Origin of the sequence: Streptomyces prunicolor (assembly GCF_045162825.1) — a bacterium.
Lineage (GTDB): Bacteria > Actinomycetota > Actinomycetes > Streptomycetales > Streptomycetaceae > Streptomyces > Streptomyces prunicolor.
The window spans coordinates 9,517,210-9,532,198 of sequence record NZ_CP108676.1 but is presented as its reverse complement, the minus strand read 5'-3'; the positions used below and the strand labels follow the sequence as shown (position 1 = coordinate 9,532,198).

The 14,989-nt window shown below is 71.3% G+C and carries 14 protein-coding genes; 1 reads left to right on the top strand and 13 read right to left on the bottom strand.

Going from position 1 to position 14,989, the window contains the following annotated elements; all coding sequences use genetic code 11:
* Window positions 1-72: 72 nt before the first annotated feature.
* The 6 genes from OG588_RS43220 to OG588_RS43195 all read right to left on the bottom strand — a co-directional run bounded on the left by OG588_RS43220 (window position 73) and on the right by OG588_RS43195 (window position 6,025).
* Window positions 73-1,416, bottom strand: a complete 1,344-nt coding sequence (locus OG588_RS43220; RefSeq protein WP_405952019.1) for an aspartate aminotransferase family protein — start codon at window positions 1,414-1,416, stop codon at window positions 73-75.
* Entirely contained in the window at window positions 1,413-2,540 is a 1,128-nt protein-coding gene (locus OG588_RS43215) for an SDR family oxidoreductase (protein WP_405952018.1), read from the bottom strand. Before OG588_RS43215 ends, OG588_RS43220 begins: the two co-directional genes overlap by 4 nt.
* Window positions 2,541-2,688: 148 nt before the next feature.
* A complete protein-coding gene (locus OG588_RS43210; RefSeq protein ID WP_405952017.1) occupies window positions 2,689-3,819 on the bottom strand; it encodes an acyl-CoA dehydrogenase in 1,131 nt (376 codons plus the stop codon).
* A gap of 125 nt (window positions 3,820-3,944) precedes the next feature.
* Window positions 3,945-4,916, bottom strand: coding sequence for a bifunctional lysylphosphatidylglycerol flippase/synthetase MprF (locus OG588_RS43205; RefSeq protein ID WP_405952016.1), 972 nt, complete (start codon window positions 4,914-4,916; stop codon window positions 3,945-3,947).
* Window positions 4,900-5,394: a hypothetical protein gene (locus OG588_RS43200; RefSeq protein ID WP_405952015.1), complete on the bottom strand. Its 495-nt coding sequence runs from the start codon at window positions 5,392-5,394 to the stop codon at window positions 4,900-4,902. The genes OG588_RS43205 and OG588_RS43200 overlap by 17 nt, the downstream gene beginning before the upstream one ends.
* A gap of 139 nt (window positions 5,395-5,533) precedes the next feature.
* Window positions 5,534-6,025, bottom strand: coding sequence for a hypothetical protein (locus OG588_RS43195; protein ID WP_405952014.1), 492 nt, complete (start codon window positions 6,023-6,025; stop codon window positions 5,534-5,536).
* Window positions 6,026-6,638: 613 nt separating this feature from the next.
* Between OG588_RS43195 and OG588_RS43190 the strand changes: the two genes are divergently transcribed.
* A complete protein-coding gene (locus OG588_RS43190) occupies window positions 6,639-7,313 on the top strand; it encodes a phosphatase PAP2 family protein (RefSeq protein ID WP_405952013.1) in 675 nt (224 codons plus the stop codon).
* Window positions 7,314-7,325: 12 nt separating this feature from the next.
* On the opposite strand, the gene OG588_RS43185 is transcribed toward OG588_RS43190, so the two are convergent.
* From OG588_RS43185 to OG588_RS43155, 7 genes are read right to left on the bottom strand one after another with little or no spacing between them, the layout of a single operon-like run.
* A complete protein-coding gene (locus OG588_RS43185) occupies window positions 7,326-8,651 on the bottom strand; it encodes a glutamate-1-semialdehyde 2,1-aminomutase (protein ID WP_405952012.1) in 1,326 nt (441 codons plus the stop codon).
* Between the two features lie 7 nt (window positions 8,652-8,658).
* A complete protein-coding gene (gene rfbC, locus OG588_RS43180) occupies window positions 8,659-9,210 on the bottom strand; it encodes a dTDP-4-dehydrorhamnose 3,5-epimerase (RefSeq protein WP_405952011.1) in 552 nt (183 codons plus the stop codon).
* Window positions 9,207-10,445: a polysaccharide pyruvyl transferase family protein gene (locus OG588_RS43175; RefSeq protein WP_405952010.1), complete on the bottom strand. Its 1,239-nt coding sequence runs from the start codon at window positions 10,443-10,445 to the stop codon at window positions 9,207-9,209. Before OG588_RS43175 ends, rfbC begins: the two co-directional genes overlap by 4 nt.
* On the bottom strand, window positions 10,442-11,389 hold the full coding sequence (locus tag OG588_RS43170; protein WP_405952009.1) for a glycosyltransferase family 2 protein: 948 nt from the start codon (window positions 11,387-11,389) through the stop codon (window positions 10,442-10,444). Before OG588_RS43170 ends, OG588_RS43175 begins: the two co-directional genes overlap by 4 nt.
* Window positions 11,386-12,693, bottom strand: coding sequence for a hypothetical protein (locus OG588_RS43165; RefSeq protein ID WP_405952008.1), 1,308 nt, complete (start codon window positions 12,691-12,693; stop codon window positions 11,386-11,388). The genes OG588_RS43170 and OG588_RS43165 overlap by 4 nt, the downstream gene beginning before the upstream one ends.
* On the bottom strand, window positions 12,690-13,973 hold the full coding sequence (locus OG588_RS43160; protein WP_405952007.1) for a DUF4910 domain-containing protein: 1,284 nt from the start codon (window positions 13,971-13,973) through the stop codon (window positions 12,690-12,692). The genes OG588_RS43165 and OG588_RS43160 overlap by 4 nt, the downstream gene beginning before the upstream one ends.
* Complete coding sequence (locus tag OG588_RS43155; protein ID WP_405952006.1) at window positions 13,961-14,986, bottom strand: NAD-dependent epimerase/dehydratase family protein; 1,026 nt, start codon at window positions 14,984-14,986, stop codon at window positions 13,961-13,963. The genes OG588_RS43160 and OG588_RS43155 overlap by 13 nt, the downstream gene beginning before the upstream one ends.
* Window positions 14,987-14,989 lie beyond the last annotated feature (3 nt).

Sequence of the window (14,989 nt, the reverse complement as noted above, 5' to 3'; positions counted from 1 at the left end):
CGTCCTCACTGACGTGGGTGCTGTCGTGACCGACGGGGTGGTGGTGTTGTCGTGCTGATGTGTCGTGACCGGTCAGCCGAGGCGGGTGTGCACGGCCCGCAGGGCTTCGGCGAGGGCGTCCAGGAAGAGCTGGGTCTCGTCGGTGTCGGCGATCGCCGGGGGCGTCAGCCGGAGCACGCGCGTGGAGTTGAGCGAGTGGTTGACCAGGACGCCGCGGCTCACCAGCTCCAGCAGCGTCTCGCCGACGGCCTGTGCCCGGGTGAACTCGACACCGATCAGCAGTCCCCTGCCGCGGACCTCGTGCACCAGGCGTTCCCGGTAGGGGGCGCAGGCCTCCTCGACTCCCGCGAGCAGTCGCCGGCCGAGCGCGGCGGCCCGGCCCACGATGTCCTCGCGGTCGATCGTCTCCACCGCCGCCAGCGCCGCGGCACAGGCGATCGGCGAGGCGCCGAAGGTGGAGGTGTGGAGGTAGGGGTCACGGGAGAACGGACGGTAGGCGTCCTTGGTGGCGACCATCGCGGCCACCGGTACGACACCGCCGCTCAGCCCCTTCCCGACGAGAAGGACATCGGGCACGACACCCTCGGCGTCCACACCCCACCAACTGCCGAGCCGGCCAAGCCCGGTCTGCACCTCGTCCACGATCAGGAAGGCGCCGTACGTACGGCACAGCCCGGCCGCCTCGGCGAGATACCCGGGCGGCGGGATACGCACCCCGCCCTCGCCCTGCACCGGTTCGAGGATCACGCAGGCCCGGTCGCGGCGCGCACGGAGTGCCGTGTCCAGCTCGTCCAGGTCCCCGTACGCGACCTGCGCGGTGTCCGGCAACAACGGCTCGAAGGGCTGCTGGTAAAGGGAGTTGGCGGTGACGCTCAGCGCCCCCAGGGTCTTCCCGTGGTACCCGGACACGGTGGTCACCAGCGCGTTGCGCCCATGGGCACGGGCCAGCTTCAGACCCGCTTCGGTGGCCTCGGCACCGGAGTTGACGAAGTGCACGTGGTCGAGCCCCGCCGGGGTCCGCGCGGCCAGCGCGGCAGCGGCCTGCGCGGCGACGGGTTCCAGGAACACCCGGGTGGCCAACGGATGCGCGTCCAACTGCCGACGCACCGCGTCGAGTACGGCCGGATGCCGATGCCCCAGGATGAAGACGCCGTAGCCCCCGAAGTCCAGATAGCGGCGCCCGTCGTCGGTGTGCACCCAGGCACCCTCGGAATGGACCTCGGCCATGCCCCCGAGCACGGTGCCCATGACCGCGCGGCCGGTGCCGAGGTGGCGGCGGTAGAGCTCGGCGGTGTCGGGGGGTGGTGGGGCGGTGGTCGCTGCGGGGGTGGGAGCGGTGGCGGGAGCGACCGTCTCTGCACCGGCCGGAGAGGCCACCCCTACGGGCGCGGGAGCCGCCACCTCCACGGCGGTCATGACGCCAGCTCCGTCGGCGTCTGAGCCGTCGGTTTCTGCGCCGTCCGTGACCGGAGCAGGCCGCCTCGCCCGGTGGCCCAGCACTCCACGTTGCGTGCCAGCGCCGAGCGGATCGCGGCGCGTGTGGGGGCCGTACCGCAGTGCGGTGTTCCCAGGTCGGATGCGAAGGGCAGCTCCCGCTGGAAGACCAGCAGCAGCTCCGCGTAGTCCTGGAGCCGGCGCCGCACCAGCGCGGGGAAGGACGGTCCCTCCAGCAGCGGCAGCAGCAGCCGGTGCACCGCTTCGACGGGGATCAGCCGCGGCGGGTGCGGGCGTTCACCGTGGTGCTCGGCGAACTCCAGACAGATGTCGACGACCTCCCGCTGCAGGATGGCCTCGCGCCCGGCGGTCAGCCAGTACTCGCCCTGGGCGACGCCGGACCTGACCAGGTCGCCCACCGCGCGGGCCACCACGTCCTGCGGCACCATGTCGATCCGTGTCCCGGGCGAGCCCGGAAGCACCGGGACCTGGCCCTTGACGATCCCTCCCAGCGCCCGGGTCAGCCCCTGCACCCGGGCGATCCGGCCGGTGGACGAGTCACCCATGACCAGGGACGGACGCAGGATGACCCCGGGGACCTCGGCCGACCGTACGGCCTCCTCGGCCGCCGTCTTGGAGGCGAGGTAGGCCGCCGCCCCGGGAAAGCGCTCCTGTTCCTCGGGCGCGAGCGGGTTCGCCACGAACGCGGTGCTCATGTAGAAGAAGGGCGCGTCGGCGCGGGCCGCCAGGTCGAGCATCGACCGGGTGCCGTCCAGGTTGGTGCGCCAGATGTCGGCCGGGGCCAGCCGCCAGTTGGTGGCCGCGGCGGAGTGCACCACCACGTCCACCTCGGCGGCGAGGTCCAGCCGCTGAGCGGGCGAGAGCCCCAGACCGGGGGCTCTCAGATCCGCCGTCACCTCCCGTACCCGGGGGTCGTCCAGCGGTGCCCGGTGGCGCAGGCAGATCAGGTCGTAGTCGTCGCAGAGCTCGTCGATCAGGGCCTGGCCGAGTACTCCGGCGGCGCCGGTGAGCAGCAGGGTGGGGCGTTGACTTCGAGGGCGGGACGGGTGGGACGGGTGGGATGGACCGGTGGGTTCTGGCGGCATGGTTCGGGAACTCCCATCGGGTGGAGGGGTGTTGGAGTGGGGTGGGAGGCGGTCGTGGAGACGTGAGGAGTCGTGCCCCGGGACCGGGATCGGGATCGGGATCGGGATCGGGATCGGGATCAGAATGGGGACGGGGATGGGGACCGGATCAGGCGACGGTGAGCGGGCCGTCCGCCAGGTGGGCCGCCAGCGGGCCGGTCATCCTGGACCGTGCGGGCGGGTGCAGGGACAGCCCGTTGGCGCAGGCCGCGAGGTGTCCGACCTCGTCCGAGCTCATGAAGTTGAGGCCGCCGAGCAGCTCCACCGCCCGCGGGACGATGCGGGCGAGGGCGTCCTGCACGCAGTACCGCACGTACAGCGAGTCGGCGAGCGTCGACTCGTCCGGGCGGCCCTCGTCGAGCCGGCGGGCGACGCCCTCCGCGGCGGCCATCGCGCCCTCGGTCTCCACCAACAGCCGGACCCGCTCGGACTCGGGCACCCGCTCGTTGCGCAGGACCCGCTCCACCAGCGCACTGGCGACCCCGAGATAGCTCCCCGCCATCAGCAGCTCGAACCAGACCAGGCCCGCGGTCTGCAGTTCGTCCAGGTGCCCCTCCGTGGCCGAGGTACGCAGCAGCAGCTCCGGCGGTACCAGCACGTCCGTGAGGGTGACCTGGTCGCTCTCCGCTCCCGAAAGGAAGGAGCTGGACCAGAAACCGCTGACGCTCACGCCCTCGCTCTCGGCGGGCACCAACGCCACCGCCAGCTCGTCGCGGGCCCCCCGCTCACCGGGTACCAGGACGCTGGCGGTGAGCAGATCCATGGACCGGGCGAGGCTGCACGGGCGCTTCACCCCGCTGATGCGCACCCCGTCGGGTCCCACCGTGGCGGTCATCGACGGGGAGAGGATGCCGGCGCCCGGCCGCCCCTCGGCGAAGCCGGAGGCCACCAGGCGGTTGCCGGAGGCCACTCCTTCGACGAGCATCCACTCCAGGCCCTCGCCGTCGGTGACCAGGCCGACCAGGGTGGCCATGGAGAAGTGGTGCATCGTGGTGGCCACCGCCAGGGACGGCGACCTGCTGCCCAGGGCACGCTGCACCCGCAGGGCGTCCAGGGCGCCGGCGCCCTTCCCCTTGCAGGAGACCGGCACCACGAGCCCCGGACCGCCGCTGTCGCGGAAGAGTCCGATACCGGGGCTGCGCTGGCTCTCCAACTCCATGAGCGGCACCGCCCGCAGACTCTCGTCGAGCCCCGGCAGCAACTTCGTCAGTACGGCGCGTTCGCGCTCCAGAAACCTCATGTGCTCCCCTGCTCCGGGACGACCCGGTCGCGCTGGACCCCGTCCGGCGGACGGGAATGACGGCAATGGCGTGACTGGCGGGACTGGCGGGACCAGCAGCAATGGCGGGACTGGTCGGCCAGGCCCTACAGCGCCCGGGTGGCGCGCAGCAGCTGCCACACAGCCGAAGGGCCGGGGCGCCCCTGGAAGGCGATGTACTCGGGCAGCACCACATGGGGCGCCCATTTCCGCTTGTACTCGAGCTGCGCGGCGGCCGGATAGATCCGTTCGCCGTGCTGGGCGAGCAGCCGCACGCAGCGCGTGAAGGTACGGCTCGCACACGGCAGTTCGTGCTCGTCGGAGAGACCGGTGAAGGGCGTGAAGCCGAAGTGCAGCCAGCCCGCGCCGTCGGCCGACATCCGCTCCATCGCGGTCGCGTTCAGCGCCTCCATCACCCCGGGCGGGGCGTCGGGGGAACGCCGGCTGAGGTCGTGGAGCCAGCCCGGCCGGCTGCCGAAGACCGGTGAGTAACTGATGTACCCGAGGGCCACCCCGCCGATCCGCCCCACGAACAACCGCCGGTGCCGCTGGGCCAGCCCGGTCCGCTCCCCCACCAGGAACTGCAGCTCCTTGGCACCGCCCTTGCCCTGGAGCCAGGCCCGGTCGATCAGATCCAGCTCGCTCTGCACCCCGTCGTCGGCGACGGAGGGGGCCTCGACCACCTCGAGGCCGGCACGCCGGGCCCTGGATATCTTGTTCCGCAGCCGTACGAAGGCCGATCCGCGCAGGGTGAACCGAGCCAGGTCGACCGCGTACGACGCCCCCAGCTGGTTCACCGTGAACCCGTGCGCCCCGTACAACTCCGCGTCGGCCCGCTGCAGTTGTACGGCCACCAGCCGCCGCGGCCGGGCCTGCGCCGCGAAGGCGTCCAGCAGACCGGCGCGCTGCTCCTCGGCCGCGAAGGGCCCCGCGAACTGCAGCAGGTGCCGCCCCGACCGGCGATAGACACAGGTGCCGTCGAAGCGCGGATCTCGGAAGTATTCATTGCCCTGATTGAGGGCGAGGAATGAGCTCGGATTGTCACTGTGCCTAACCAGGGTCTCAAAGACGGACGGCATCCGCACCCCTTCGGGATTCACCGGAATTCTCTCCGGTCGAATTCGAGTACGCCCGCTCGAAATCGACATACGCCGGATGCGGATGCGGTTCAAAAAGCACCCCGAACGGCTTGAGTGAATTCCCGAACAGGGCGCGGTCCCCCAGTAGGTGCAGAGGGAGAGCGAGCAGTGCCCATTCCGGCTTCACCAGCAGCGCCCACAGACCGGCGACGACGCCTGCGGTCACCAGGCTGTGCATGGTGTTGTACGCCACGAAGTACCAGCGCGAGATACGCCCGTCCCGGCTTCTCCGGAATGCCAGGGCGCCGGGGAGATAGCCGATGGCGTCGATGACGAAGAAGAGCGCGATGAACACTGCCCACCGGATCTCCGAAAAATTCCGCACGCCGAGCGCGGAACATACGGCCAGGCCGCCCAGCCATTCCAAGCGCAGCAGCAGGAAGGTGGTTCTCGTCTCGAATCTGTTTTCCGCGTCCATGTGCCCTCCACCCTTCACCCTTGTTTACGGGGGAGGCGAAGGAAACCCTCACAGGAAAACAAATACAGAATTAATCACTTTTACGATAACCCCACGATGCCGGAGTCGGCTGCGAGGGGTTGGTGGCCTCATGTCCGGGTCACCCCTGCTGCTTCTCACCCAGCAGGAGCCCCGAGTCGCGGCGCCAGGCTTCCCCCTCGGGGGTCCAGGTGACGCGGGTGCCGAGGGTGATCCAGACGCCGAACTGTCCGGGAGACAGCTCAGCGTGCTGCTGCACCCAGACGCTGTTCAGGCAGAGTCGCAGGCCGCAGTTCTTGGAATCGGACAGGCCACGCCAGCCGCAGTTCCAGCTGACGTCCAGGCTCAGTGGCCCGAGCACGGAGACCATCCGGTCCAGTTCCTCCTCGGTGACGTCGTCCTCGGGCTCGCTGTCGGCGGTACCGAAGGGCAGGGTCGTGTCCAGCGAGAGCATCACGCCCTCGGGCAGCGGCCAGAGGTCGGCCAGGTCGGGGCCAAGACGTAGGTCCGCCGTGAGCCAGGACTTCGGCTGCTCCGCGTCGAACGCGATGGCATCACGGCGCACGAGTTCGTCCAGGAAGGGGAAGACGACCGGATCCCGGTCCGCAACCATGCGGGCGGTGCCGAAGGAACGAAGAGCGTACGCGGTCGGCCAGGTCGCGCATGATCGCCCGCGCCCGCGCCAGCGCACTCGCGGCGTCGAGAAAGGATTCGAGCACTGGATAGAGCATCGAGGCCAAGAAACGTGCCTTTCGGGGGCAGGGACAGGAGGCGGACGCGCCATCGCCGTACGCGGCCGCCCGCGTCCCGGGGATCACAGCTCGAGGTCGGACAGCGGTGGGCGGTTCAGTAGGAGCGCCCGTTCGGTGAAGAGTAGGCAGGTCCCTCGACGCGGCCTTCGTCGGCGTCGCGGATCCGGACCCGCCACGGCGAGGTCGTCTTCCACGAGCACCCGTGGAGGCAGACCGTCAGGTGCGGTGATCGTGCTGATCTCAACCCCCGGATCAGGTCGGACTGTCCAACGGCGGTTTGCCGCGGCCGGATTGCGGCTAGGGTGCTGACGGCTCACGCCGAGGCGCACGGGCCGGGAGCGGGGATCCGCGGGGCGGTCATGGGGTCACGGTCGCTGGAGAGTGCATCGGACACGACGGGGGCTCGGGTTGGATCACGGCGGGCGGCAGCGGACACAAGGGCACCACCCCAGGTCGACCGGACGCGGTGAACGGATGACCGGCCGGCCGACGCCGCCGGTGCTGCCCCCGTCGCTGCGCCCGCGGCTCGGGCTGATCGCGGTCCTCGCCGCGCTGGTGGTCGGCGCGCTCGGGGTCCTGTACTCCGGCCACAGCGAGCCGGGCGCGGTGGACAGGTGGATCATCCAGCCGACGGCGGACAGTCTGGGGCCGCCGTGGCGGCGCGTCGCCCTGGCCCTGGACTTCCTGGGGGAGCCCGTGGGAGCGGCGGCGCTGATCGTGGCCGCCGCGGTGGGCTGCCTGCTGCTGCGGCGTCCTCGCGCAGCGGTGTTCGTCGTCGCCGGCGTCGGCACGACCGTGGGGACGGCGACCCTGCTCAAACACCTGGTGGGACGCACCATCCACGGCCCCGGCAACCTGTCCTACCCGAGTGGGCACACCGCCTTCGCCACCGCGCTCGCCCTCATGGCGGCACTGCTCGCGACCCGCCGACTCGGCCTCGGCCGGACGGCCGGCACATCCTTCGTGCTCGGCTCGGCGCTGGTCGCCGGCGCCGCCATGGGCTGGGCGCAGGTCGGACTGGGCGCGCACTATCCGACCGACGTCCTCGGCGGCTGGTGCACCGCGCTGGCGGTGATTCCGGCGACCGCGTGGCTGCTCGACCGGATCGCCGACCGGATGACCGACTCCGGTCGGCAAGAGCGCCGCTGACGTCACGTCACCTCACGACAAGCGGCGGAACACCGGCTTCACGGGTCGCCCCGCCAGCCAGGGGGTGGGGTCAGCGGCGTCCAGCGCCTTCCGGTACACCGCACAGGCCTCGGCCACCACGTCGACGGTACGGTCGATGTCCTCGTCGTCGAGTGCGTTGCTCACGACGAAGGAGGGGGCCAGCACTCCGCCCGCGAGGAGCCGGCGCAGGAACAGGGTGCGGTACTGCTGCGACGGTTGCCCGTTCTCGTCGAGGGTGGCGAAGACCAGGTTGCTGGCCCGGCCCCGGACGACGAGGTGGTCGCCGACGCCCATGCCGTCCGCGGCCTCGCGGACACCGGCGGCCAACCGCTCGCCCAGGGCGTGCAGCCGCGCGGTGACCCCCTCTTCGACGTACGTGGTCTGCACGGCCATCGCCGCTGCCAGGGAGTGCGTCTCCGCACCGTGCGTGGTGGACAGCAGGAACACCCGGTCGCCGGAGTGACGCAGTCCGCCCCGCTCCATCAGGTCGCGGCGCCCGGCCAGCGCGGAGACGGCGAATCCGTTGCCCAGCGCCTTGCCGAACGTGGAGAGGTCGGGGACGACGCCGTACAGGCCCTGAGCGCCCGCCTCGGACCAGCGGAAGCCGGTGATCATCTCGTCGAAGATCAGTACGCAGCCGTACCGGTCGGCCAGCTCGCGCAGGCCGGCGAGGTACCCGGGCGGCGGTTCGGTGTGGGTGGCGGGTTCGAGGATCAGGCAGGCGATCTCGTCCGGGTACCGGGTGAGCATCTCCTCCGTGGCGGCCAGGTCGCCGTAGGGGAAGGACGCTATGAGGTCGGTGGTCGTCGACGGGATGCCGGCGGACATCGGTGTGGTGCCGATGAACCAGTCGTCGACGGAGAAGAACGGATGGTCGGAGCAGAGGGCCACTCGCGTGCGGCCGGTGGCGGCGCGGGCCAGGCGTACCGCGGCGGAGGTGGCGTCGGAGCCGTTCTTCGCGAACTTCACCATCTCGGCGGTCGGGACCGTGGCCAGGAAGCGCTCCGCGGCCTGGACCTCCACGATGGACGGCCGGACGAAGTTGCTGCCGCGGTCGAGTTCCCGCCGCACGGCCTCGAGGACGCGGGGGTGGGCGTGACCGAGGCTGACCGACCGCAGGCCGGAGCCGTACTCGATGTAGCGGTTGCCGTCGACGTCCCATACGTGGGCACCGCTGCCGTGGCTGATGACCGGGGCCAGGTTCTCGGGGTACTGGTCGTCGCCCTTGGCGTAGGTGTGAGCGCCCCCGGGGATCATGGCGTGCAGCCGCTCGTTGGCTGTCCGCGACAGGGGCAGGTCAAGCACTTCGGTGTCCACGAGGACCTCATCTTTCTCTGTGCTTCAGGACCTCGGCGAGGCTCGGCGCCTCTCGGTCCCGTTGGGACATCAGTGCAACCGGCAGCGGCCAGGGAATGGCGAGCTCCGGGTCGTCGAAGGCGATGGTGACGTCCTCGGTCGGATCGTGCGGGCGGTCGATCCGGTACGAGGTGTCTGCGGTGTCGGTCAATGCCTGAAAACCGTGCGCGCATCCCGCGGGAATGTAAAGAGTTGGCTGTGATTCTCCTGTGAGTTCAAAGGAAACCCAATGGCGGTAGGTCGGGGAATCCGGCCGCAGGTCCACGACGACGTCGAAGACCCGCCCGTACGAGCACCGCACCAACTTGGCCTCGCCCGCGCCGGATCGCAGGTGCAGGCCGCGCACCACGCCCCGGACCGAGCGGGACAGGCTGTCCTGGACGAAGGCGTCCGGGTCGAGGCCCACCGAGCGGACCACGTCGGCGTCGAAGGTGCGGCAGAAGAAGCCGCGTTCGTCGGCGTACGGCGTCGGCTCGAAGAGGAACGCACCGGCGATCTCCGGGACTTCGGTCGCTTTCATGGAGACTCCTGGCGGGCGTGAGCATGGGTGTGGTCGGTCGCGGGGAACACGGCCGCGGTCAACGAGTCGAACTGGTCCCGCAGTTGGCGGGCGGCGGCCAGGTTCCGCTCGGCGAGGGTCCCCCGCAGCTCGGCCGATCGCTTCTCCAGCGCCCGGAATTGCTCCAGCAACCGGTCGGCGTCGACCTCGCGCGCCGGGTGGCAGTACGCGCCGAGGCCCATCCGGTCCATGAGCGCGTCGCTCTTCGCCGCGTAGCTGAGGGCGAGCACCGGCGTTCCGGTCTTCAGCGCGCAGATCAGGTTGTGGTAGCGGACCGCGACCACGGTGTCGGCGGCGACCATCTCGTTCATCAGGTCGTCCAGGGAGGTCGGTTCGGCCGCGGTGACCAGGGGTGAGCCGACCGCGTCGAGGATCGCGGCGACCACGGTGGCGTCGCACCGGTCGCCGGTGAGCAGCCGGACCGGCCTCCCCTCCTCGACCAGCGTGCGGACGAACCGGATCGTCCCGTCGAGGTAGCGCCGGTATATCTCGTCGGCCCGGGCGCGGTCGTCGTTGCCGCCGTGGAAGTCCATGACGCCGACGCAGACCGTGCCCGGCACGTCCGAGGGTGTGCTCGCGGGCGGTGCCGGCAGGGAGAACGCGAGGTCCGGGTAGACCTCGTCGCGCGCGGTGTCCACGCCCATCGCCCGCATCGCGTCCCTGGATTGGGCGTCCCGGTAGGACCGGTAGGCGGCCAGCCGCCCCGACCAGCGGACCAGGGCGCGGGTGGGCCGGTTGCGGATCTCGGCGGCGCCGACGCTGACCAGCGCGATCCGGGTGCGCATCAGCCGGCCGCTCGCGCAGAGCAGGAACAGGGAGTACGGGAAGCCCCACGGCCGTAGCGGCAGGGTGGCCTCCAGGACGCCCATGCCCGGCACGATCACCACGTCGTGCTTCCGCACCCAGGCGGCGGTGCGGAAGATGTCGACGAACTTGCCCAGGCCCTTGGACGCGATCGAGCCCAGGCGGGACGCGGTCCGGTACTCGGCGCGGTTCCAGTGCATCCGGGTGGCGGGGATGCCGAACCGGGCCGTCACGGCCTCGGGTCCGCCGCACAGGGCGTCCACGACCGCGTCCGGGTGGTCGGCGCGGAGGTATCCGAGGACGGCTTCGAGCGACCCGTCGTTGCCGAGGTTGCCGGAGCCGAGCAGGCCGAACACCCCGACGCGCACCGGCCGTTCGGGCGCTGACGTCATGCGCGCCTCCCCTCGCGGCCGGCGACGAGGGCGTCGACGGAGACCGTGAGCTGGGCCGGGTCGACCGGGGCGCGGTCCTCGACGCGCTCGCCGGCGCCCGGCCGGACCCGGCTGGTCATCCAGGAAGCCAGGTGGCGGTAGCAGGCGCGCCGGTCGGCCGGGGAGAGCGGCGCCCGCCGGATCGACGAGGCGAAGCCCCAGACGTACTCGGCGAGCAGTCGGGGCGTCGGGTGGAGCAGGCCTGCCCGGCGCGGGTCCAGGTTGACGCAGCGGGCGCGCTTGGAGGGGTTCGCGCGTTCGGCGCGGGTGGGGTGGTCGCGGCGGAAGTACAGCAGTTCCGGGACCTGGTGGAAGCGTCCGTGCAGGGTGATCTCAGCGACGAAGGTGCGGTCCGCGTGGTGGTAGCTGTCCATCGGCTTCACCCGGCGCAGTACGTCGGCCCGGATGACTCCGTAGAAGTCGTCGCCGCCCGGCTCGAACAGCAGACTGCGGAAGCGGTCCGGTGCGTGCGGGGAGTCGGTGGCGAGCGTGTAGTCGTAGGGCACCGTCACCTGGCCGTCGCCGTCGATGACCGCCTGGTCGGTGTGGGCGAGGATGACGTCCGGCCGCTCGTCCAGTGCTTCTATGCAGCGCGTCAGCAGGTCGCGGCCGTAGAGGTCGTCGTGCGAGGCCCACTTGAAGAGTTCGCCGCGGGACTCGGCGAAGACATGGTTGTGGTTCGGGGTGGCCCCGATGTTGCGGGGCAGCCGGAGGTAGCGGATGCGGGAGTCCTGCGCCGCGTACTTGCGGCAGATGTCCTCGGTGCCGTCGGTCGAGGCGTTGTCGGAGACGACCAGTTCGAAGTCCTCGTAGGTCTGGCCGAGCAGGGCGTCGAACGACTCGGCCAGGTACTCCTCGCCGTTGTACACGGGCAGGCCGATGCTCAGCCTCGGTCGGTCGGTCATGAGGTCCTCACTTCGGGGATGGGATCGCGGTGGCGCTCGCGCAGGGCGGAGCGCAGTTGCAGCCACCACACGGCCGAACCGCTGATGGTCGCGGCGGCGACGCCCCAGGCCGAGCCGGCCGTGCCGCCGAGGGCCGCGCCGCCGAGCCCGCCGCCGACGTAGCAGGCGGAGGCGAACAGCTGGCATTTCAGGCTGCGCCGGGCCGCGCCGAGTGCGCGCAGTCCGGCCGCCGCGCCGGTGCCGAGGCCGGCGCCCGCGACGCTGAGGGTGATCTGCACGATGAGGTGCGAGGAGGAGTGCCAGACGTCGCCGAGCGCCAACTCGCCGAGCCTGCCCGGCATCAGCAGCAGCGCCGAGCCCCAGAGCAACGCTCCGGTGGCCTGTCCCCCGCCGAGGAGGAGGCAGAACCTGCCCAGTCGTTGCGGGGCCTGCCGCAGCACGCGTGCCGCCTCGGGGACGGTGACCAGGGACAGCCCCATCAGTACGGCGAGGAAGGGGCCGAGGAGGAGTTCGGCACCGCGCACCGCGCCCACCGCGCTCACTCCGACGATCGCGCCGAGGCCGTACGCCCGGAGCTGGCTCGCGCCGCTGAGGCTGACGTTCTCGACCAGGTACCGGTAGCCGAGATCACGCTGTTCGCGCAGCCATGCGCGGGCCTGTGCCGTCCGGGGCCGGATGCCGGACTGGACGCAGCCGTAGCCCGCCGCCACCGTGGCGGACGCGCCCCAGGCGAGTACGAAGGCGGCCACGGTGCCGACATGGGCCGCCACCACCATGGCGGGGATGAGCGCGATGCCCCACACGATGTCGTTGACGAAGGCCTTCCGCCCGTCGCCGGCGGCGAAGAACGAGAACCGCCAGGCGTCCTGGAGCAGCAGCCCCGGCATCATCAGACCGAGGGCGGCGAACGCGGGCCCGACCCGGCCGCCGAGGCCGAGCCCGGCCGCCAGACACAGCACGCCGAGGGCCGTGCCGACGCAGAGCGCGGTACCCGTCGAGCGGGCCACCGCCCCGCGCCAGGACGGCTCCGGCACCCCGCTGAAGCGCACCACGAGCGGGTCGGTGGCCAGGCCGCGGGAGACGTTGAGCACCACGCCGTAGGTCACCCAGGCGAGGCTGAACACGCCGAACGCGGTCACGCCCAGCGAGCGGGCGACGTAGATGCCCACCGCGAAGTTGCTGATGCTGGAGGCCGCCTGGTCGGCCAGTCCCCAGGAGAGCCGGCCGACGAGGGCCCGCTTGGCGGACCGGGCCGGTCTCGCCGTCGTCCGAGGACTCTCCCCGTCGGTGGTCATCGGCGTCATGTCTTGATCAGTCCGGCCTCGTGCAGCGCGCCGGCCGCGTCGGCGACGGTGTCGAAGGGCAGCCCGGACCGCTCGGCGACGTCGAGCAGACTGTGGTCGCCGTCGGAGAGGTTGAGCACCCAGAGCATGGCCATCTGGGCCTGCTTGGTGTCGCTGCGGCCACCGAGCGCGTCGTACAACCCGCGTCGGCCCAGCTGTGGTTCGCCGTAGGGGCTGAGGTTGAGGTACCGCCGGTTGCGGTCGAGAACGGCGAACGCCTCGCGGCAGACGGCGAGGGTGTCCGCCATCGCCGTCGGGGAGACGTAGTCCAGGTTGTCCGCCGAGGTGTGGTACTCGGGGTAGCCCGCGTACGGGGTCCGGGTGAGCGAGCCCACGCCCAGGTTGAAGCCGGGCGAGCAGTACTGCCGCTCGTCGTAGCCGTACGGGGTGAACTCGTTGACCTGGTGCGGGCGTTCGGACGCGGCCAGCACGTGCCGCAGCACCCGGTCGATCTCCGCGTCACCGCGTCGGCTTTGTTTGTACGTCAGTTGACCCGAGTCGCCTGCGCAGGCCAGCACCAGCCCGTGCTTGACCCGGTCCACCCGCTCCGCGTTGCGCGCAAGCCAGGTGATCGCCCCGATGGTGCCGGGCGCATAGATGAACCGGTAGGTGTAGTACGGCGTTTGCTCCGCCAGCGCGCGGGCCAGGAACGTCGCCACCGCGATGCCGGCCAGGTTGTCGTTGGCCAGCGACGGGTGGCAGGTGTGGCAGGAGACGATCACCTCGTCGGCGACCTGTCCGGGGACCACGTGCTCGGCGTAGGTGAGGTGGCCGTCGGCGAGTGTGGAGTCGATCCGCACCTCGTAGTCGCCGTCCGGCAGCGCGTCCAGGGTCTCCTGGGCCAGGCAGAATCCCCACTCCGGCTTGTAGTAACTGGTGCGGTACGGAACCCAGTTCGGGTGGTCCGGCAGGGTGTGCAGGTGCGCGCGCAGCTCGGACAGGGGCATGGTCCGCGCCACCGGCACGCTGTAGCCGAGCACGTGCAGGCTGGAGGCGGCGAAGTCGACGACCCGCCGGCCGGTGCTGTCGGCGATGTACGCGTCCCGGATGTTCCACTCCTGTGGAACGGTCCAGTCGAGGACCTGCGTCCCGGTCGGCACCTCGTGCACCTGGAGCGGGAGGTACTCGCCGACGATGTCCAGGGTTGCGCGCACACCGTCGCCGGTGATGCTCCGGCAGAGCGGGTACATCCGCTCCACCAGCCCGTACATCTCCTCGCCCGTGTCGGTCATCGGCGCCACCGCAGGGTGTCGTCGACGGTGCCGGCCTCGGTCGCCGCGCGCAGCACGGCGAGGCGGGTGAAGCGCTGCTCGAAAGCCTCCCGGGTCAGGTCGAACTTCCGGTAGGCGTCGGCGAGTTCGAGCGCGCCCTGCTTCACCGTCCACTCGCAGTCGAAGCCGGGGATCGCATTGCGGAAGCGGGAGAAGTCCACCCGGTACGAGCGCGGGTCGGCGCCGTTCTCGCCGGTGATCACCACCTTCGCGCCGGACACCGCCTCGGCGACCTGGTCGGCGATCTCGGCGACCGTGACGTTGTTGATCTCGCTGCCGATGTTGAACGCCCGGTCGTGCACCGCCTCGCGCGGCGCGGTGAGCGCGGCCGTGAAGGCGCGGGCGATGTCGGCGGCGTGCACCAGCGGGCGCCAGGGGGTGCCGTCGGAGAGCACCAACACCTCGCCGGACAGCAGCGCGTGGCCGACCAGGTTGTTCAGCACGATGTCGGCGCGCAGCCGGGGCGAGTAACCGAAGGCGGTGGCGTTGCGCATGAACACCGGGGTGAAGTCGCCGTCGGCCAGCGCGTGCACGTCGTCCTCGACCCGCACCTTCGACTCCGCGTACGGCGTCACGGGGCGCAGCGGGGCGTCCTCGGTCACCAGGCCGTCGCCGCCGGAGGCGCCGTAGACGGAGCAGGTCGACGCGTACAGGAAGCGCCGCACTCCGGCGTCGCGGGCCAGTCGGGCCAGCCGTACGGACGCGTGGTGGTTGATGTCGTAGGTGAGTTCCGGCGCCAGCGATCCCAGCGGGTCGTTGGAGAGGGCGGCCAGGTGGATCACGGCGTCGACTCCGGCCACGTGCTCGGCGGTGATGTCGCGCAGGTCCACCCTTACCCCGGGCGGGTCGGCGGGCTGCGGGCCGAGGACGGAGTCGGCGAACAGGCCGGAGTCGAGGCCGACGACCTCGTGTCCGGCGGCGGTGAGGATCGGGGCCATGACGGTGCCCAGATAGCCCTGGTGTCCGGTCAGTAGTACGCGCAAGGT